This window comes from Paenibacillus sp. 01T47, from assembly GCF_056398245.1.
On sequence record NZ_JBFTPA010000001.1, the window covers coordinates 600,436 to 616,280 of the forward strand.

General features: G+C 42.8%; 14 protein-coding genes. 9 read left to right on the forward strand and 5 right to left on the reverse strand.

Annotated features, from left to right (window positions below; genetic code table 11):
- Positions 1-80: 80 nt before the first annotated feature.
- Entirely contained in the window at positions 81-1,160 is a 1,080-nt protein-coding gene (locus AC1DOV_RS02595) for an AI-2E family transporter (RefSeq protein WP_339209496.1), read from the reverse strand.
- Between the two features lie 562 nt (positions 1,161-1,722).
- On the opposite strand from AC1DOV_RS02595, the gene AC1DOV_RS02600 reads away from it, so the two are divergent.
- From AC1DOV_RS02600 to AC1DOV_RS02620, 5 genes are read left to right on the forward strand one after another with little or no spacing between them, the layout of a single operon-like run.
- The gene (locus tag AC1DOV_RS02600) at positions 1,723-2,736 is read left to right on the forward strand and encodes an ABC transporter ATP-binding protein (protein ID WP_477549092.1); all 1,014 of its coding nucleotides are present in this window, start codon (positions 1,723-1,725) and stop codon (positions 2,734-2,736) included.
- Entirely contained in the window at positions 2,723-3,658 is a 936-nt protein-coding gene (locus AC1DOV_RS02605) for an ABC transporter ATP-binding protein (RefSeq protein ID WP_477549093.1), read from the forward strand. The genes AC1DOV_RS02600 and AC1DOV_RS02605 overlap by 14 nt, the downstream gene beginning before the upstream one ends.
- A 5-nt stretch (positions 3,659-3,663) precedes the next feature.
- On the forward strand, positions 3,664-4,626 hold the full coding sequence (opp4B, locus tag AC1DOV_RS02610) for an oligopeptide ABC transporter permease (protein ID WP_475446149.1): 963 nt from the start codon (positions 3,664-3,666) through the stop codon (positions 4,624-4,626).
- 26 nt (positions 4,627-4,652) lie between these two features.
- The gene (locus AC1DOV_RS02615) at positions 4,653-5,558 is read left to right on the forward strand and encodes an ABC transporter permease (RefSeq protein WP_076268768.1); all 906 of its coding nucleotides are present in this window, start codon (positions 4,653-4,655) and stop codon (positions 5,556-5,558) included.
- A gap of 15 nt (positions 5,559-5,573) precedes the next feature.
- Positions 5,574-7,430 (forward strand): oligopeptide ABC transporter substrate-binding protein, encoded by a 1,857-nt coding sequence (locus AC1DOV_RS02620; protein ID WP_477549094.1) that lies wholly within the window; start codon positions 5,574-5,576, stop codon positions 7,428-7,430.
- Positions 7,431-7,520: 90 nt separating this feature from the next.
- Here AC1DOV_RS02620 and AC1DOV_RS02625 read toward each other — a convergent pair whose 3' ends face one another.
- The 4 genes from AC1DOV_RS02625 to AC1DOV_RS02640 all read right to left on the reverse strand — a co-directional run bounded on the left by AC1DOV_RS02625 (position 7,521) and on the right by AC1DOV_RS02640 (position 12,321).
- Complete coding sequence (locus AC1DOV_RS02625) at positions 7,521-8,528, reverse strand: ABC transporter substrate-binding protein (protein ID WP_441878669.1); 1,008 nt, start codon at positions 8,526-8,528, stop codon at positions 7,521-7,523.
- Positions 8,529-8,614: 86 nt separating this feature from the next.
- Entirely contained in the window at positions 8,615-10,228 is a 1,614-nt protein-coding gene (locus AC1DOV_RS02630) for an AraC family transcriptional regulator (RefSeq protein ID WP_477549095.1), read from the reverse strand.
- Between the two features lie 627 nt (positions 10,229-10,855).
- Positions 10,856-11,080 carry a hypothetical protein gene (locus AC1DOV_RS02635; protein WP_477549221.1) on the reverse strand — a complete coding sequence of 75 codons (225 nt, stop codon included), beginning with the start codon at positions 11,078-11,080 and terminating at the stop codon, positions 10,856-10,858.
- Positions 11,081-11,166: 86 nt separating this feature from the next.
- Positions 11,167-12,321 carry a GNAT family N-acetyltransferase gene (locus AC1DOV_RS02640; RefSeq protein ID WP_477510831.1) on the reverse strand — a complete coding sequence of 385 codons (1,155 nt, stop codon included), beginning with the start codon at positions 12,319-12,321 and terminating at the stop codon, positions 11,167-11,169.
- 357 nt (positions 12,322-12,678) lie between these two features.
- Here AC1DOV_RS02640 and AC1DOV_RS02645 point away from each other — a divergent pair, with 357 nt between their 5' ends.
- From AC1DOV_RS02645 to AC1DOV_RS02660, 4 genes are all read left to right on the forward strand, one after another.
- A complete protein-coding gene (locus tag AC1DOV_RS02645; RefSeq protein WP_477549096.1) occupies positions 12,679-13,563 on the forward strand; it encodes a helix-turn-helix transcriptional regulator in 885 nt (294 codons plus the stop codon).
- A gap of 136 nt (positions 13,564-13,699) precedes the next feature.
- The gene (locus tag AC1DOV_RS02650; protein ID WP_076268773.1) at positions 13,700-14,143 is read left to right on the forward strand and encodes an OsmC family protein; all 444 of its coding nucleotides are present in this window, start codon (positions 13,700-13,702) and stop codon (positions 14,141-14,143) included.
- A gap of 192 nt (positions 14,144-14,335) precedes the next feature.
- Positions 14,336-14,788, forward strand: a complete 453-nt coding sequence (locus tag AC1DOV_RS02655; protein ID WP_477549097.1) for a hypothetical protein — start codon at positions 14,336-14,338, stop codon at positions 14,786-14,788.
- A 307-nt stretch (positions 14,789-15,095) separates the two neighbouring features.
- Positions 15,096-15,704, forward strand: a complete 609-nt coding sequence (locus tag AC1DOV_RS02660) for a TetR/AcrR family transcriptional regulator (protein WP_477549098.1) — start codon at positions 15,096-15,098, stop codon at positions 15,702-15,704.
- Positions 15,705-15,845 lie beyond the last annotated feature (141 nt).

Below are 15,845 nucleotides of genomic sequence, written 5' to 3' on the forward strand. Positions count from 1 at the left end.
AATAGAAATCAACAATGGCTACGGGTAAGCAAAAGGGGACCACATCGATGTGATCCCCTTTTGCTTGTAAAGCTTAATACTTATGCGTCTTCCCATTTCTGTTTGAAGAACAGCTGATATACCTTGGTAACAACGATTTTCAGCATCATATATACCGGTATAATAATGATTACGCCTATGATTCCAAAAGCGTCACTGCCCACCAGCACCAATAGAATAGTTGTAATAGGGTGAATATCGAGCTGTTTTCCGAAAATATAAGGTGAAATAATATTATCCTGTATTTGTTGTGAGAGTAGAATGACCACTAATGACCAAATCGCAACAGTTGGCGATTCAATTAAACCAATAATAACGATCGGTACAGCAGACAGTATGGCACCTATAAAAGGAATAAAGTTCATAATAACAGCAACGACAGTCAGTAAAAGAGCATAGGGCAAACCGATGATAAGGAAGCCGATATACATCAGAACACCAAGCGCCAGATTTACAACAACTCTCCCCACAATGAATCCGCTTAGAGCCGTATCAATCTCCTGCATCGTTTTTTCACCTTCAGCATGGTATCTCTTAGGCATGAAGCTGACGATTTTCTGGCCGAATTTATCGCCTTCCTTCAACATGTAAAAAAGAAGAATAGGGAAGGTGAACAAAATGAGTGCGAAATTAGAGATAAAAGAAAACATCCCCGTTAAATAGTTAGTCAACAATGAAAATCCTTTATTCAGGTATTCGGTTATTTTTGAAAAAGGACTAACATCTTCAGGTAAAATGTCTGCTAAAAACCCGTTCTGTTCCAGATCTTGCAGCTGCTTTCCTAATGTATTGAAAAGATTAGGAGCATTATTTACTAAATTGAAAAACTGAGTGCGAAGCGAAGGAAATACGCCAACGATAAATAAACTAAACAGCACAGCAGCTGCTAAATAAATAATGAGAATGACCCAAGGTCTCTTTAATTTAGGTCGCTCCATCCAGTTTACAAGCGGGCGTAGTAGATAATAGAAAAAAGAGGCGAGCATCAACGGAATCATAACAATACTGAACAAAGAAACGAAGGGCTTGAAAATAAAATCGACAAGTGATGCTAAATAAATAATGGCAAGAACTAAAATTACAGCGAAACAAATTTTAATAAATCGGTTTAAAGAAATCAGGGCGCTCACTCCATCTGCTATGAATTGTTTTTAGTATCGAATATTATTATCGCCATTAATAAATTCGTTTAGACTAAGGGAAATCTTTTCTGTTTCTGTTTCATTTTAAAAGATTATGTACATATTATTGCATAAAAACAGTGAGGAATCTAACTCGTAAACTAATATTGAAAAATAGTTTATCAGAGTTTCGTTTGCTGAAAATTTCATAAATATTTTTAAAGTAATGATTGTAGTAATGAGTAAAACGGAGATTATATTTACAAAAAGAAAATACATATTTTATTAAATGTAATTATATAACAGTACAAACCTAACAAATAACTACCACTAAAATGTAATACATCACATTAAAGCTTGACAGCGTTTACTATAGACATTAGTATATGATCCATTAGAGTAATGAAATCCAAAAACAAGAATATATATATTGAATATGCTATAAATTATAGTTGCAGTTAAATTGTTTTATGCTTATATTAGATATGATAAATCTATGATTTGAAAATTCGGAAAATTATGAATATTGCAAGTTTAGAATCACTACGTTAGGAGGATTCTATTGAAAAAAGAGCTGCTGAAAATTGAGAATTTGACGACTTCTTTTCGAATTGCAGATCATTATTATGCAGCAGTGGATGATGTGACGCTAACGGTAAAAGAGAATGAGGTTCTTGCCATAGTGGGGGAATCGGGCTCCGGCAAGAGTGCGCTGGCCTATTCCATCATGGGCCTCCATACGAGAGCAAAGATAGAAGGAAATATTTATTACCAAGGACAGGACATTGTCCAGATGTCACCCTCCACGCTAAATAAGCTGAGAGGGAAAGAAATAGGCATGATCTTCCAAGACCCATTATCCGCATTAAATCCCCTTATGATTATCGGTTCTCAGATTGAAGAAGTTATTCTCCTGCACCAGCCCAAACTCTCTAGTAAAGAAAGAGCGGACAGGGCGATCGAGCTTTTAACTAAAGTGGGTATTCCTCGCCCAGAGCATACATACGGGCGTTACCCCCATGAATTGTCCGGCGGGATGAGGCAGCGTGTCATTATTGCCATCGCGATTGCCAATGATCCTAAGCTATTAATTGCAGATGAACCAACTACAGCACTGGATGTAACGATACAATTGCAAATTCTTGAATTGCTGCGGCGTCTGAAGGATGAAAGCAAGGCTGGCATCGTATTAATCACGCATGACTTGGGCGTTGTGGCCGAGATGGCTGACCGAGTTGCTGTTATGTATGCCGGGCAAATTGTTGAAATTGCCGATATCTACACAATCATTGCTAAAGCACAGCATCCCTATACCAGATCATTATTGCAATCGATACCAACTGTGAATGAAGCAAAGTCTAAGCTCCATGTTATTCAGGGAATTGTGCCATCTCTTCAGAACCTCCCGAGGCAGGGCTGCCGTTTTCGATCGAGGACGCCTTGGATTGCTGAGGCTGCACATGAAGCGAACCCGGAAATGCATGAGATTTCTCCGGGCCATTTCGTCAGATGCAGCTGCTACAAGCATTTTCACTTCCCTGACGAGAAGGAGGATCATCAACATGTCATTTCTTGAGATTAGCGATCTAAAGGTACATTTTCCGAATCGCGGGAGCCTTTTCAGTAGAAAGGGTCCACCGATCAAAGCGGTAGACGGTATACAATTCTCCTTGGAGCAGGGTCAGACCTATGGACTAGTAGGCGAGTCTGGCTCTGGCAAGACCACGACAGGCAGGGCCATCATAGGCTTAAATGCAATTACATCAGGAAGTGTTCTCTTCCAAGGCCAGCAGCTTGCTGCTGGCGGACTTCGAAGCCATGCAGGCTTCCGCAGAGATATTCAAATGATATTCCAAGATCCCTATTCCTCCTTGAATCCTAAGAAACGCGTGCTTGATATTATCGCTGAGCCGCTGCGAAATTTTGAGAAGCAGTCTGCTGGCGAAGAGAAGCGCAGTGTACAACAATTACTGGAGCAAGTGGGCTTGAGCCCAGAATCGATTTATAAATATCCTCATGAATTTTCAGGAGGCCAGCGGCAGCGAATCGGGATTGCGAGAGCCATCGCTTTAAAACCAAAGCTGATTATAGCCGATGAACCCGTGTCAGCGCTGGACGTATCCGTTCAAGCGCAGGTACTAAACTTCATGCAGGATATTCAGAAAGAGCTAAATCTTACTTATCTGCTCATTAGTCATGATCTCGGCATTATAAGGCATATGTGCGATCATATTGGCATTATGTACAAAGGCCGTTACGTTGAACGAGGAACGACAGCTGATATATTCAATCAGCCTCAGCATATTTACACGAAGCGTCTTATCTCGGCTATTCCTGACATTGATCCAACGAAACGAGAGGAAAAACACTCGTTTCGCAAAGCGGTAAAGGCGGAATATGAACAAGCCTATGAAAACTATTTTGACGAGGATGGTTTGGCCTATCCGTTAAAACCCGTTTCAGAAACACATTTCGTGGCTTTGCCTGGGAGAGGGTGAGGACGATGTGGCGCACAGTTTCACGAAGAATAGTCATTATGATCCCTCAAATTATATTGTTAAGCATCCTCGTCTTTCTAATAGCGAAGGCTATGCCGGGGGACGCATTGACTGGAATGATCGATCCGAGTATAGATCCAGCTGCAATGGATGCACAGCGTGAGAGGCTGGGCCTTAACAATCCGTGGTATGTGCAGTATTGGGACTGGATTACGAAAGCTGTGCAAGGTGACTTCGGACAGTCGTTTCGTTTCAAAATGCCAGTGTCTGATTTGATTGGCCAGCGCATGATGAATACCGTTTGGTTATCCATCGTCACGCTAATCCTTACTTACTTGATAGCAATACCGCTTGGGATTACAAGCGGCCGCTATAACGACACGTGGGGAGATCGATTGATTACAGGCTATACCTATATTGGATTTGCAGCCCCACTATTTATTTTCGCTTTATTGATGTTATGGGTGTTCGGCTTTCATTTTGGTTGGTTTCCAACGGGAGGAAGCGTCGCTCCAGGACTGGAACCAAGTACTCTTCAATATGTTATGAGCAAATTTTATCATTTGCTGCTCCCAGCCATTTCGATGGCTCTTATCGCAACCGTGTCGACGGTTCAATATCTTCGAAGCGAAATCATTGATACGAAGCAAAAGGATTTCATTATCACAGCAAGAGCGAAAGGCGCCTCAGAATCCCGCGTTTATAATCGCCATATTTTAAGAAATTCGTTATTGCCGATCGCAGCTTTTTTTGGTTATGAAATTACTGGACTCATCGGAGGCACGGTGTTCATAGAGGGTATCTTCAGTTATCCAGGAATGGGTCAACTATTCTTAAGCTCTATCGCTCTGCGGGATTTCAGCGTCGTTACTGCGCTTGTTTTATTGTATGGAGTGGCTTCTATTGTCGGGGCATTAATCTCTGACATTGTTTTGAGTATCGTTGATCCTCGTATTCGAATTAAATAAGAACTCGAGATGTTGAGGTGAAAGAAATGAGAAAGACGAACATTCCCATAACCGCGCTCCAGGTGCCGGATAAAAGCCCGTCAAGCTTGAATATTATTTGGCGGGAAATCGTACGAGACAAAGTCGCATTCGTATCATTAATTTTTTTGAGCGTAGTTATTCTTTCTGTGTATGGGATCTCTCTTGTTCTGAATCAGGAGCAAATTGTATCGGTTGATTTATTCGCACTGAAAAAGCCGCCGTCATCCGAGCATTTGCTAGGTACGGACTATGGAGGCCGCGATGTTTTTGGGCAATTAATTATTGGGACTCGAAATTCATTAACGATTGCTATTATTGTTACTGCGTTTACAGGAGTCATTGGCGTATGTGTTGGACTTATTTCCGGCTATTTCGGTGGTACGGTTGACAATATCTTTATGAGATTTGTTGACTTCTTTATGATCTTGCCGACCTTGATGATCGTGATTGCGTTTGTTACAGCCGTGCCCAAATATAATATTTGGTCTTTCTCGCTTATTATGACTGCTTTTTTGTGGATGGGGATTGCTAGATTAATTCGTTCGAAAGCGCTGCAGGAGAAGGAGCTCGATTATGTTCAGGCATCCAAAACATTAGGCTCCTCCAATTTTAAAATCATGATGGTCCAGGTATTGCCGAATTTAAGCTCCATCATCATTGTAACGATGACTTTGAACTTGGCGGCAAATATCGGTTTGGAGTCTGGACTATCGTTTCTTGGCTTCGGGTTTCCTGAGAGCATGCCCAGCTTAGGCACGTTAGTCAGCTATGCTAGAGACCCGCAAACGCTCGAGCTTAGATGGTGGATATGGTTACCTGCATCGATACTGATTTTGGTACTGATGTTGAGTATAAACAATGTCGGTCAAGCGCTAAAGCGTGCGACGGATGCAAGACAAAGAAAAGGATAATAAAGGAGGAGAATGATGGTGAAGAAGAACACGATGTTTTCAAGGTCTTTATTTTTACCGCTTATGTTGGCATTACTAGTCTTTCTTGCAGCTTGTTCATCTAATAACGGGAGTGTAGACAAGCCGAGCCCAACTGATGGTGCGGCGAAGCCCACGGAGAGTGCCGCTCCTGCGGAAACCGAGAAGCATGCTCCAGACGATGGCCTTTATTCCATTGAGGATTTCAGCAATGTGAAGAAAAATGAGGGCGAAGCCATAAAGGGCGGTTCCATTACATTTGGCCTTGTATCAGATACACCATTTGAAGGAACGCTGAACTGGAACTTTTATTCCGGTGATCCGGATTCACAAGTACTAAACTGGTTTGATGAAGGGCTGCTTACTTGGGACAAAAGCTATGTATATACGAATGATGGGGCAGCAACGTATGAAGTGTCTGAGGATGGCAAAACATTTACGCTTACGATTCGCGATAATGTAAACTGGCATGACGGCAAGCCAGTAACTGCAGAGGATTGGTTATTCGCTCATGAAGTCATCGGCAACCCCAAATATGACGGTCCACGGTATGATTCGAATTTCACTAATATCGTAGGGATGACGGAATTCCATGAAGGAAAAGCAAAAACGATCTCAGGAATTGAAGTTTTAAGCGAGAAAAAGCTTAAAATTACGTATATTCAATCATCTCCTTCCCTTTTGACCGGTGGTGTATGGAACTATCCATTAGCGAAACACATCTTCGGCAATATGGATGTAGCTAAAATTTCGGCTTCTCCAGAGGTTCGTGAGAAACCAATCGGCTTCGGGCCATTTAAAGTAAAAAGCATCGTTCCTGGTGAATCTGTTGTTTTTGAGAAAAATACAGATTACTGGCGCGGTGAGCCTGCACTAGATGAGGTTGTATTGAAAGTAATTAACCAAACAACCGTTGTACAACAATTGAAAACCGGCGGTGTTGATCTCGTTGATGCCTTCCCAGCGGATCAATATCCAGATAATGCGAGTCTATCAAATCTTGAATATTTAGGTGCAATTGACCGTGCATATACTTATATTGGCTTTAAACTAGGCAAGTGGGATGCCGAGGCTGGCAAAGTCGTTCCTGATCCAAAATCGAAAATGGGCGATGTGAACTTGCGAAAAGCGATGTGGCATGCGGTCGATAACGATCAGGTCGGCAAGCAATTCTATCACGGCCTGCGCTGGAATGCGACGACACTTATTCCGCCTTCTCACCCTGAATACCATGATGCTACTAATAAAGGCCTTGCCTTTGACAAAGATTTGGCTAACAAGATTTTGGATGATGCCGGCTACAAAATGAATGGCAAATTCCGTACAAATCCAGATGGCAGCGAATTAGCTATTAACTTTATTTCCATGACAGGCGGAGATATTGCACAGCCGCTTGCTCAATATTATGTACAGTCATGGCAAGCGATTGGCTTGAACGTAAAGCTGGAAATGGTGGAGTTCAACACTTTCTATGATCGTGTAGGCAGCACAGGAAAAGATGATCCAACAGTAGATGTGTATCAAGGAGCTTGGGGCGTAGGAATTGACGTAGATCCAGCTGGCTTATACGGGCGAGATGCGATTTACAACTTCCCGCGTTATGCTAGTGACGAACAGGATCGCTTGCTTAAAGAAGGGGTTTCAGAAGCGGCATTTGATGTGAAGGTACGTCAAGGCATCTACAAGGAATGGCAGGAGCTGATGGTGAAAGACATTCCTGTATTCCCGACGCTGTATCGCGCCGTTATCGTTCCAGTTAATAAACGGGTACTCAATTTCGCCATTGGAGATGGAACGGGCATTTATTTGCATCAGCTTGCAGTATCTCAAGATAAACCGGTTGTAGCGAAGTAAAGCGGTGGTTATTATTTTAGAATAAGTAGAACTTATTATAGTTAAAAGAGCCTTCAAAGCCACGCTGCTAGTGGTTTTGAAGGCTTTTTATTATTTCCCTTGATTAACGAGCCACTCTGTCAGCTCTTCAGATTGAGCTAGAACAGCGATGGGGTCATAATACCATGATCTCTCTTCAGGCCATATGTAGATGTGGCCATTTTTTACAGCCGGAAGATTGCCCCAGATCGGGTCGTTTTGAAAATATTCTATTGTACGGTCATTGGATGTCAAAATAATATAATCGCCTGCATACTTGGACAGCATTTCCGATGAAATTTCAGCCCACTGCTTCTTCATGATTTCATCGGCAACATCGACAGGAGGTTTACGGCCTAATGATTGATAGATGGGTTGGCCGCCGCGACCGAAGTTGTCTCCATAAACCCAAGTCGTTTTATCGCTGTACTCCATGATGGAGAAGGTTGCACCCTCAGGAATAGCTTTATCTACCTTAGCTTTGGCTTCTGCAATGCGTCGGTCATATTCGGCCAGCCATGACTTAGCTACATCTTCTTTTCCGAATAAATCTCCGAAATAGGTCAACTCAGCGTGAACATTTTTTAATTCTCCGTATGGGATAACAATCGTTGGCGCAATTTTACGGAGCTGCTCGTAGCTGTCTCCGTTGGCTGTAATGATGAGATCGGGGGAGAGGCTGATTATGTTTTCAGCGGATGGCTCTCCATAAATTCCTGTATCTGCAACGCCTGCCAGCGCTTCTTTGAAATAGTAGTTTTCTATCGTAACACCCGGAGATCCTGCCGGAATAACATCAAGAGCAATCAGGCTGCCCAAGTATTCTTCGGCTACAATCCGCTTCGGATGAACCGGAATTTCGATGTCGCCTTTAACCGTGGAGACCGTCTTGAATTTCGCAGCTTCCGGCACGGCCGTTTCGGGTGTGGTCTCTTCGGTGCCGCTTGATGGTGCTCCAGCGTTGGTTGGAGCTTTTTCTGTTCCACAAGCGGAAACGAGAACCGCTAACAATAGTAATGAAACGGCAAAAATGAAACGACGGCTGCTGTAAAACTTCTGTTGAAAAGAAAACAATGTCATATCCCCCTTATTTAAAACGATAATCATTCTCAGTAACACTTTACCGTGTAATCTTGAAAATGACTATGGACTAAAATGATGTGTAGTCATGCAGATTTGTGACGTGAGGTCATCGCACGAAGCAGCTCTCGAAGCTGCGCTTGCGTAGAGATCGGGTCGTATCCGCAAAACATATCTGGCTCATTAAGCAGGTATACCTGCTTATTCTGGACAGCTTTCAGCGCAAGCCAGCGAGGGGAGTGAAATAAACGATCCATTTGAATCAGATCACGCTGGCAAGAAGGCAATGAAGTAATGAAAATATGGTCGGCCGGATAAGATGCAATGGTTTCGATATCTGCTTCCACATATCCACGAGCGAAAAAGCCTTGTTCCAGCAATTCGGAGGGAGGCTGAAATCCGAGATCATCATAAAGAATTTGACTGCCTCTGCCATGACTGCTGCTGCAGCAATAAGCTTTGTTCGAATCAATCTCCCATACAACGGCGGTACCGCGATAGCCAAGCTGGCGATCCAGCCTATGATTGCTTCTAATGATCAACTGATCATAATAGGCGAGCCACGCTTCAGCTGTCTGACGTTTATCTACAATGTCAGCAATCATAAGGAACTGTTCGCGCCAGTTCATCGTCATAAAAGGGAGTTCCACCACTGGCGCGAGCGGAAGCAGGTCCTTATTCTCTTCCGCCGTATTGTAGCTAATAATGACATCAGGCCTTGCAGCAGCGATCGCTTCATAATAGGTGGAGGGAGTTTGGCCGTATGTATTTAACTTCTGACTGGTGTTTACAATCAACTTGTTATTGGAATGCTCCAACCAGGTTGTATAGACGCCAAGCTCTGGGATAACGCCGAGCGCCATTAGGCTAGCGGTATGATTTAGATTCAATGCGGCAATCCGTTTGTGCTTGCGCTGATAGGCGGTGGGGGAAAGCCCGACAGCTTCTTTGAATTTACGGCTTAAATAAAAGCCTTCCTTATAGCCGACTTCTTGAGCGAGAGTATTCAGATCAGGAGCTCCGACAAGGATACGCCGCTGCGCGCTGCGAATTCGCAGCAAGGTTAGATAGGCATTGAAGGTGCGTCCTGTATTTTTGCGGAATGTACGTGAGAAATGCTCTTGGCTGACATTAGCTTGTTCAGCCATTTGCTCTCGCGTTAGATCCTTATTATAATGCGTCTCCATATATTGAATGGCATGTTCAAGCCAGTAGTTGGATGGCTGTTTCAAAGCATTACGTTCTTTGTACAGCTCCACAAGCAGCTGAATAAACAACTGTTGAGACTGAAGCGGTTCACTTAATTGGGGCTCTCTCCACACCGTTTCCAGCTCGCCGGCTAATCTAAGGATTCCGACCGGACAGCGATGCAGCGGTTCAGGGTGATTGAGCCCACGATGCTCGGAGCCCTCCGAAGTCAAGCAGCGATAAGCAATCTGGATACCGCGCAGCGAGGGGGAAGCCTTCCATCTTATACGCTGAAGGGCATCGCATAACACGACGCTTCCACGCGCTATCTCATACAGCTGATCGTTAATAGAAAGCTCAGCTGTACCGCTCGATACGATGAAAATTCGGGAAAATGGTGCCGATTCTTCAAAGAAGCGGTCTGCCACCGTTTCATTATCTACTCTAGTTACTTGGACAGGCATATAAAATAAATGGGAGGCAAGGGACATTTCTTCACAAGCAGGGGACATAGGCAGTTCACTCTTTCTGGATGATGATAAATCCATCGACTTCTATCATTATAAATGATAATTGTTCTCAATTACAATGGATAGCGCTCATCATACAGAAAAGGGGCTGTCCCATAAGGATCAAGTTCGCGGAGGAATAGCTCGCGTTGAACGGAAGTATTGGTAAATATATGAAAAATAGCAGTACAGGAGAGCTATTCCTGTACTGCTATTTTTAGCGTAATTCTCTTTTCCACCATATCCAGCATCTGCGATGCATGTTGTATGATTGTAATGTGCGTGAACCGATAGTGGAGAGTAAACAAGTGCAAAAGTGCACCTGTTTTTAATAAACAAGATTGAAATGATACAAATAGGTGTACAAATACCTCTAATTGAGCAGAATTGAAAAAGATTTGGATAAATAAGTGCATTTCTGTGCTTAGATGAAGCTGCTGCAGGCGCTGCCGCAAAAGTCTTCGCATGACAGGGGAACATCCTCGTTTTCAAATGAAAGGACCCCTAATTCCACTGTATAGTGGAGCTTGAGGTCCTTTTTCTCGAAGAAAATAAGTTATAAGTAGTGCTCAAAAAATCGCAATATGACTTTTAAAACGCCCCGTGCTCTTGGTGATCTGTGAATTGGTATTAGAATAAAGGACCGGGCATGCTGCAGCCTGGAAAAGAATTAACATCTTGAATCGTATTAAGGGGATATTGCTTCGTCGCAAATTGACTCTGATACAAGTATTCCTGCAGCACTAAATTACCGCCGGTAATGCTGCATAAAACGCCTGTTACACCTTGTCCGTTCATTAAAGAGACGCCGACTGGCTGGCCGACTAATCCTAAAGCCTTCGAATACCATGACATTTGAAGCATAAAAGAATCACCTCCACCAAACATTGTATGTTAGACATTGGCGGAGGGTAACAGAGGTCAACAGAGGTCAACCTCTATTACTTACATGCTTCAGCGAAAATAAGAGCCATCTGCTCACTGTCCGCTTCTCTATAGACATAATCATGATAATGGGGCTTATGAATGCCCTGCCAACCTTTTTCCACCGCGCTTTTGTAATAATGTAGGGCACGATCCTGCTCTCCGGTCAAATAAAACAAGCAAGCGGCATTCCAATACAGCGCGGCATCTCCGTTCCAATCCCAGCCTTGATCAAGAGCTTGTGCGTAGCTCCATGCTGCACGTGCATAGTCTCGTTCCACGCCATATCTCGTATCTCCACGCAGATAATGGTTCCCGTTAACGAGGAGATTGTTTAAAGGCAGATTCCATCCGAACAAAACGGGGAAATCAATAAGCAGCTTAAACCCAGCAGCTATAGCGGTTTGTTGCGAGCCTATATTGCTTGACCAGCATTGCCAGCCTACTCTTGTCATGCCTCGTTGCTTCGCAAGTGACAGTGCACCTAACGCTGTTTTTCGAGCCCATCCGTTGCCTCGATATTGTTCATCTGTTTGAATGCCAAGCTCACATTCATCCCCGACTACCCAATCGGCCAGGCACCAGCTGATGATGGCGGGTCCTTCATCCGTGTCTTGAATTGCAGCGCATCCAAAACCTCTATCCTCATAAGCTTCAATGGAGGCCCAGCCACCTTGAATTTCACTGATGACGCCATCGAGCCCTATTAAATCTTCTCTTTTAAGAAAGCTGCTATCTACCGGAAAAATATGATCAGCAAGCTTAGTCTCTATTCCGTCCAGATCGTGAGTAAACGTCATACGGCCGCTTCGCAGAGGCAGCAGATCCTTCATCACGAGACTGAGCATGTTTTCCCATTTCTCATCCGAGGGATAGAAGAGCACATAATCCAGCCGTCCGATCGCTGCAAGCTTCGGCAAAAGCTCTTCTTTAAACAGCTTGTTAACTTCTTCAAAAAATAAATGATTTTCCGGGCTCCCGCCTAAAAATATACCTTGAGGACTTGTTAATACTGCTGACGCGCTGTCAATGGACAAGAAAACTCTGCCGTGCAAAACACCTTCAATGACACCTTGAATCGATAAATGGTGCTTCAAAGCTCCAAAAAGTGCTGCTGCTTTAGAGAAGTTTTCGCTGGCAAGTTCCGTTCCTATCGCTTTCGAAATATACATTAACTTATTTCCTCCCAGAAGTATGTGAGAGGTTTATTTAATTATAAATGTAAACCTCTCACATGCTTTTTGATTTGATTGTTCTTATTCAAACATCATCACTCCTTTTAACGTAGTAGAGGTCATACTCTAGGTGCTGTTGATACCATGTCTAAATTCATTATGCTTAGTGGAAATAGGCACGGCAAGGTGCTGTTTATTTATACTTAAACTTTACTGATTTCACACAAGTGTAATTTAACCAAAAATGATTTTTACTAAAATAGAGAATTAAGCTTGCAGCAATGACAACTTAGCAAAAAATATCAAAAACAGCCCTCTTCCTTCTGCTATTCTAGAGTCAAAGGAGGCGCACCTTTGATTACTCACAACATCATTCAAAAAAGTATCCAGTACATGGAGGATAACCTTCAGGATGAACTGACACTTGAACAAATAGCTGCACACGCTGGTTTTTCTCCATACCATTTTCACCGTTTATTCCGAAAGGAAGTAGGCATAAACATAGCGGATTATTTGAGAAGCCGCCGACTTTGTTATGCATCTAGACTGCTACTAAACACGGATGAAACGATCATTACGATTTCGTTGAACTGCTATTTTGAAAGCCAGGAAGCATTTACAAGAGCATTCAAGAAGATGTACAGCATGCCGCCGGGCCGTTACCGTAAAATGTTTGCACCACATACGTATTCTACTTTAGGAGGAGATTATATGGATCATGCTTCACCTGTGAAAGACTGGTTCCTGACGGGAAGCCAGCCTCAAAACTATGAAATGGGGGTTGACCGCAGCATTGTTCATCAAGGAAATGCATCGGGGTATTTGAAGGCGCTTATTGCAGAGGACCCGGGTCAATTTGGGACGATGATGCAGCAATTTAAAGCTGAGAAGTTTGTCGGTCGCAGAATGAGATTCACAGGTTTTGTAAGGACAAGCGGGGTACAGGAATATTGCGGCTTGTGGATGAGGGTGGACAACAACGCACAGGATATTTTGCAGTTTGATAATATGAATAATAGAAAAATTATTGGAGATACGGGCTGGAATCATTACGCTATCGTATTGGATGTTCCTGATAACAGCGCGACCATATCCATTGGTGTACTGCTTATGGGCAAAGGGCATGTATGGGTGGATAGCTTCAAGTTCGAAGAGGTTGATCTCAGCGTGCCAACAACTAATCTTGAGATGGAAAGCGAGCTGCTGGATGGGCCGTCTAATCTTTCATTCGAGGAATAATAAAGAGTAGATAAGCTTCATGGCTGCGATTCCAAGGATTGACATAAATTTAGAATGAACATATAATACCTAGTAAATAACTTGGTTTATTTGCAAATGATCTACAAAAAACCAATGAACTAGAGGAGACTACAAAATGGCTGTTCAAACGTTTAAAGCAACTGCTCAATTACAAGAGGGCGTAAAGGTTTTAACGAAGTCTAGACATTTCGAGCTCACGATCGATGAGCCCAAAAGCTTGGGCGGGACAGATACGGGGATGAATCCTGTTGAAGCGCTGCTCGCTTCATTAGGAGCTTGCCAATCGATTGTTGCTAGAGTTTACGCTCCAAAGTTTGATGTTAAACTGGATGACTTCAGAGTAGAGGTAGAAGGCGACATCGATCTTGATGGATTTTTCAATAAATCGGATGTGCGTCCTGGTTACTCGGATATTCGCTATACCTTCCATATCAAAACCGATTCACCAAAAGAAAAGGTTGAGGAATTCGTGAAGTTTCTAGAGAGCAAATGTCCAGTTGGCGACACCATCGCACATCCGGTTAACGTGAAACTAGAAAGCATCGTTATTGATCATTAATTTTAAGCTGTTCGCTATCATTAAATGTTCATACATAAAGACAAAGCAGGCTAGGTTTCCCCTTTATGAGGGGAACCTGGTCTTTTTTTTTGGAAATACATTAATTTCCTATTTAACGGATAAATGATAACTCGTAAGGGCATTATCCTTAAAGGTAACAAATACTTCACTTATTGAATAGGGAGGAACAAAATGAGTAAGTTTATGACAAGGCTCGTGTTGATCAGTATTTTTGCTCTGACGATTGTTGCTCCTCAGGCAGCAAGTGCTAGGGAGCAGACCATACCAATGCTGCGCGAGGTGAAACAAACATCTCCTAATCAACTGCTCATCAATTACGACCAGCCAGTTGATAAAACAAAAGGCATAACGCCAACAAATTATTGGATTCAGAGTACAACGGATGTTACGCCAACAGGCATCGCAACCCTTGGCAAAAATGATCAAGTGAATCCAAGCAATTCATTAACAGCGAGTAAAGTATCGATAGCTGCGGCAGACAGTCAAAACCAAAGCTTTGTGCTTACCTTTAACCAGAACATATCCAATGGTAAGTCCTACAAAATGATTATTTGTTATGTAACAACGCCTGGCGCACCTCCTTTTACAGGTGATAACGGCTCTGCAACCTTTATTGGTCAATAGCTCTCTTTTTTTCATAAAAAGGCGGGCTTTACCTTTAAGTCATAAGCGCATATAAAGCCGAATGCCTCTTACTGGAGGACATTCGGCTTTATTATTACAAAGTCATTATGATGCAAGCATACGTTAAGATCTTAAATATTATATATCATGTTTGCTTGCGAATTAATTTGGCTTTTATTTTAACAGCATAAAAACGAATAACAAAATAACGATATTGTCATTACACTCTTGATTTGATATAGTAGGCTAAAATCACCGAGAGGGGGGACGGTGCTGAGCTAATGGATCATCCAGCTGTCTGAAGTGGATGAATCGCTCACTGCCCAATATGACAAATGATCTTCCGTTGAATAAGGAAACGATTTTAGATGCAGCTGAACAGGTGCTTAGACGTTATGGGCCCGATAAAAGCTCGGTTGTGGATGTAGCTAAGGTGCTGCAAGTAAGCCATGGTACGTTGTATCGCCACTTTGCAAGTAAAGCTGCGTTGCGAGAAGCGGTAACGGGGCGCTGGCTGGAGAGATGCATCGCATCGCCTTTAGAAGCGATAGCCAATCAAACCGGCGGCAGCTCTTCAGAGCGCTTGCGTTTATGGATGGAGACGCTCATCCGCAGCAAACGGAATTATGCAGCCAATGATTCAGAAATGTTTGCTATGTACGCGGTTGTCACTGTAAATGCGGTTGAAATGATCACCGATCATGTGAACCGCTTGATAGGGCAGATCACGCAAATTATAGATGAAGGTATACGTTCAAACGAATTCAAGTCTGGACAAGCCGAGAACTTAGCGAAGGCCGTGTTTTTTGCAACGTCGAAATTTCATCATCCTGCACATGCCAATGAATGGTTGGCAGAAGACATTGATGAACAGTTCAAATTCGTATGGAATTTACTGCTTAGTGGAATCGTATAATGTGAAGCCCCATGATGATTTTAATCAGAGGGGCTTTTTTATTTATAGATAAATCTTCTTTAATCAAAATGACAAATAATAAAAAATGTCACTTGATATTTGTCTGTGGCGAGAATATAATCAGAGCATAATGATGTAAAT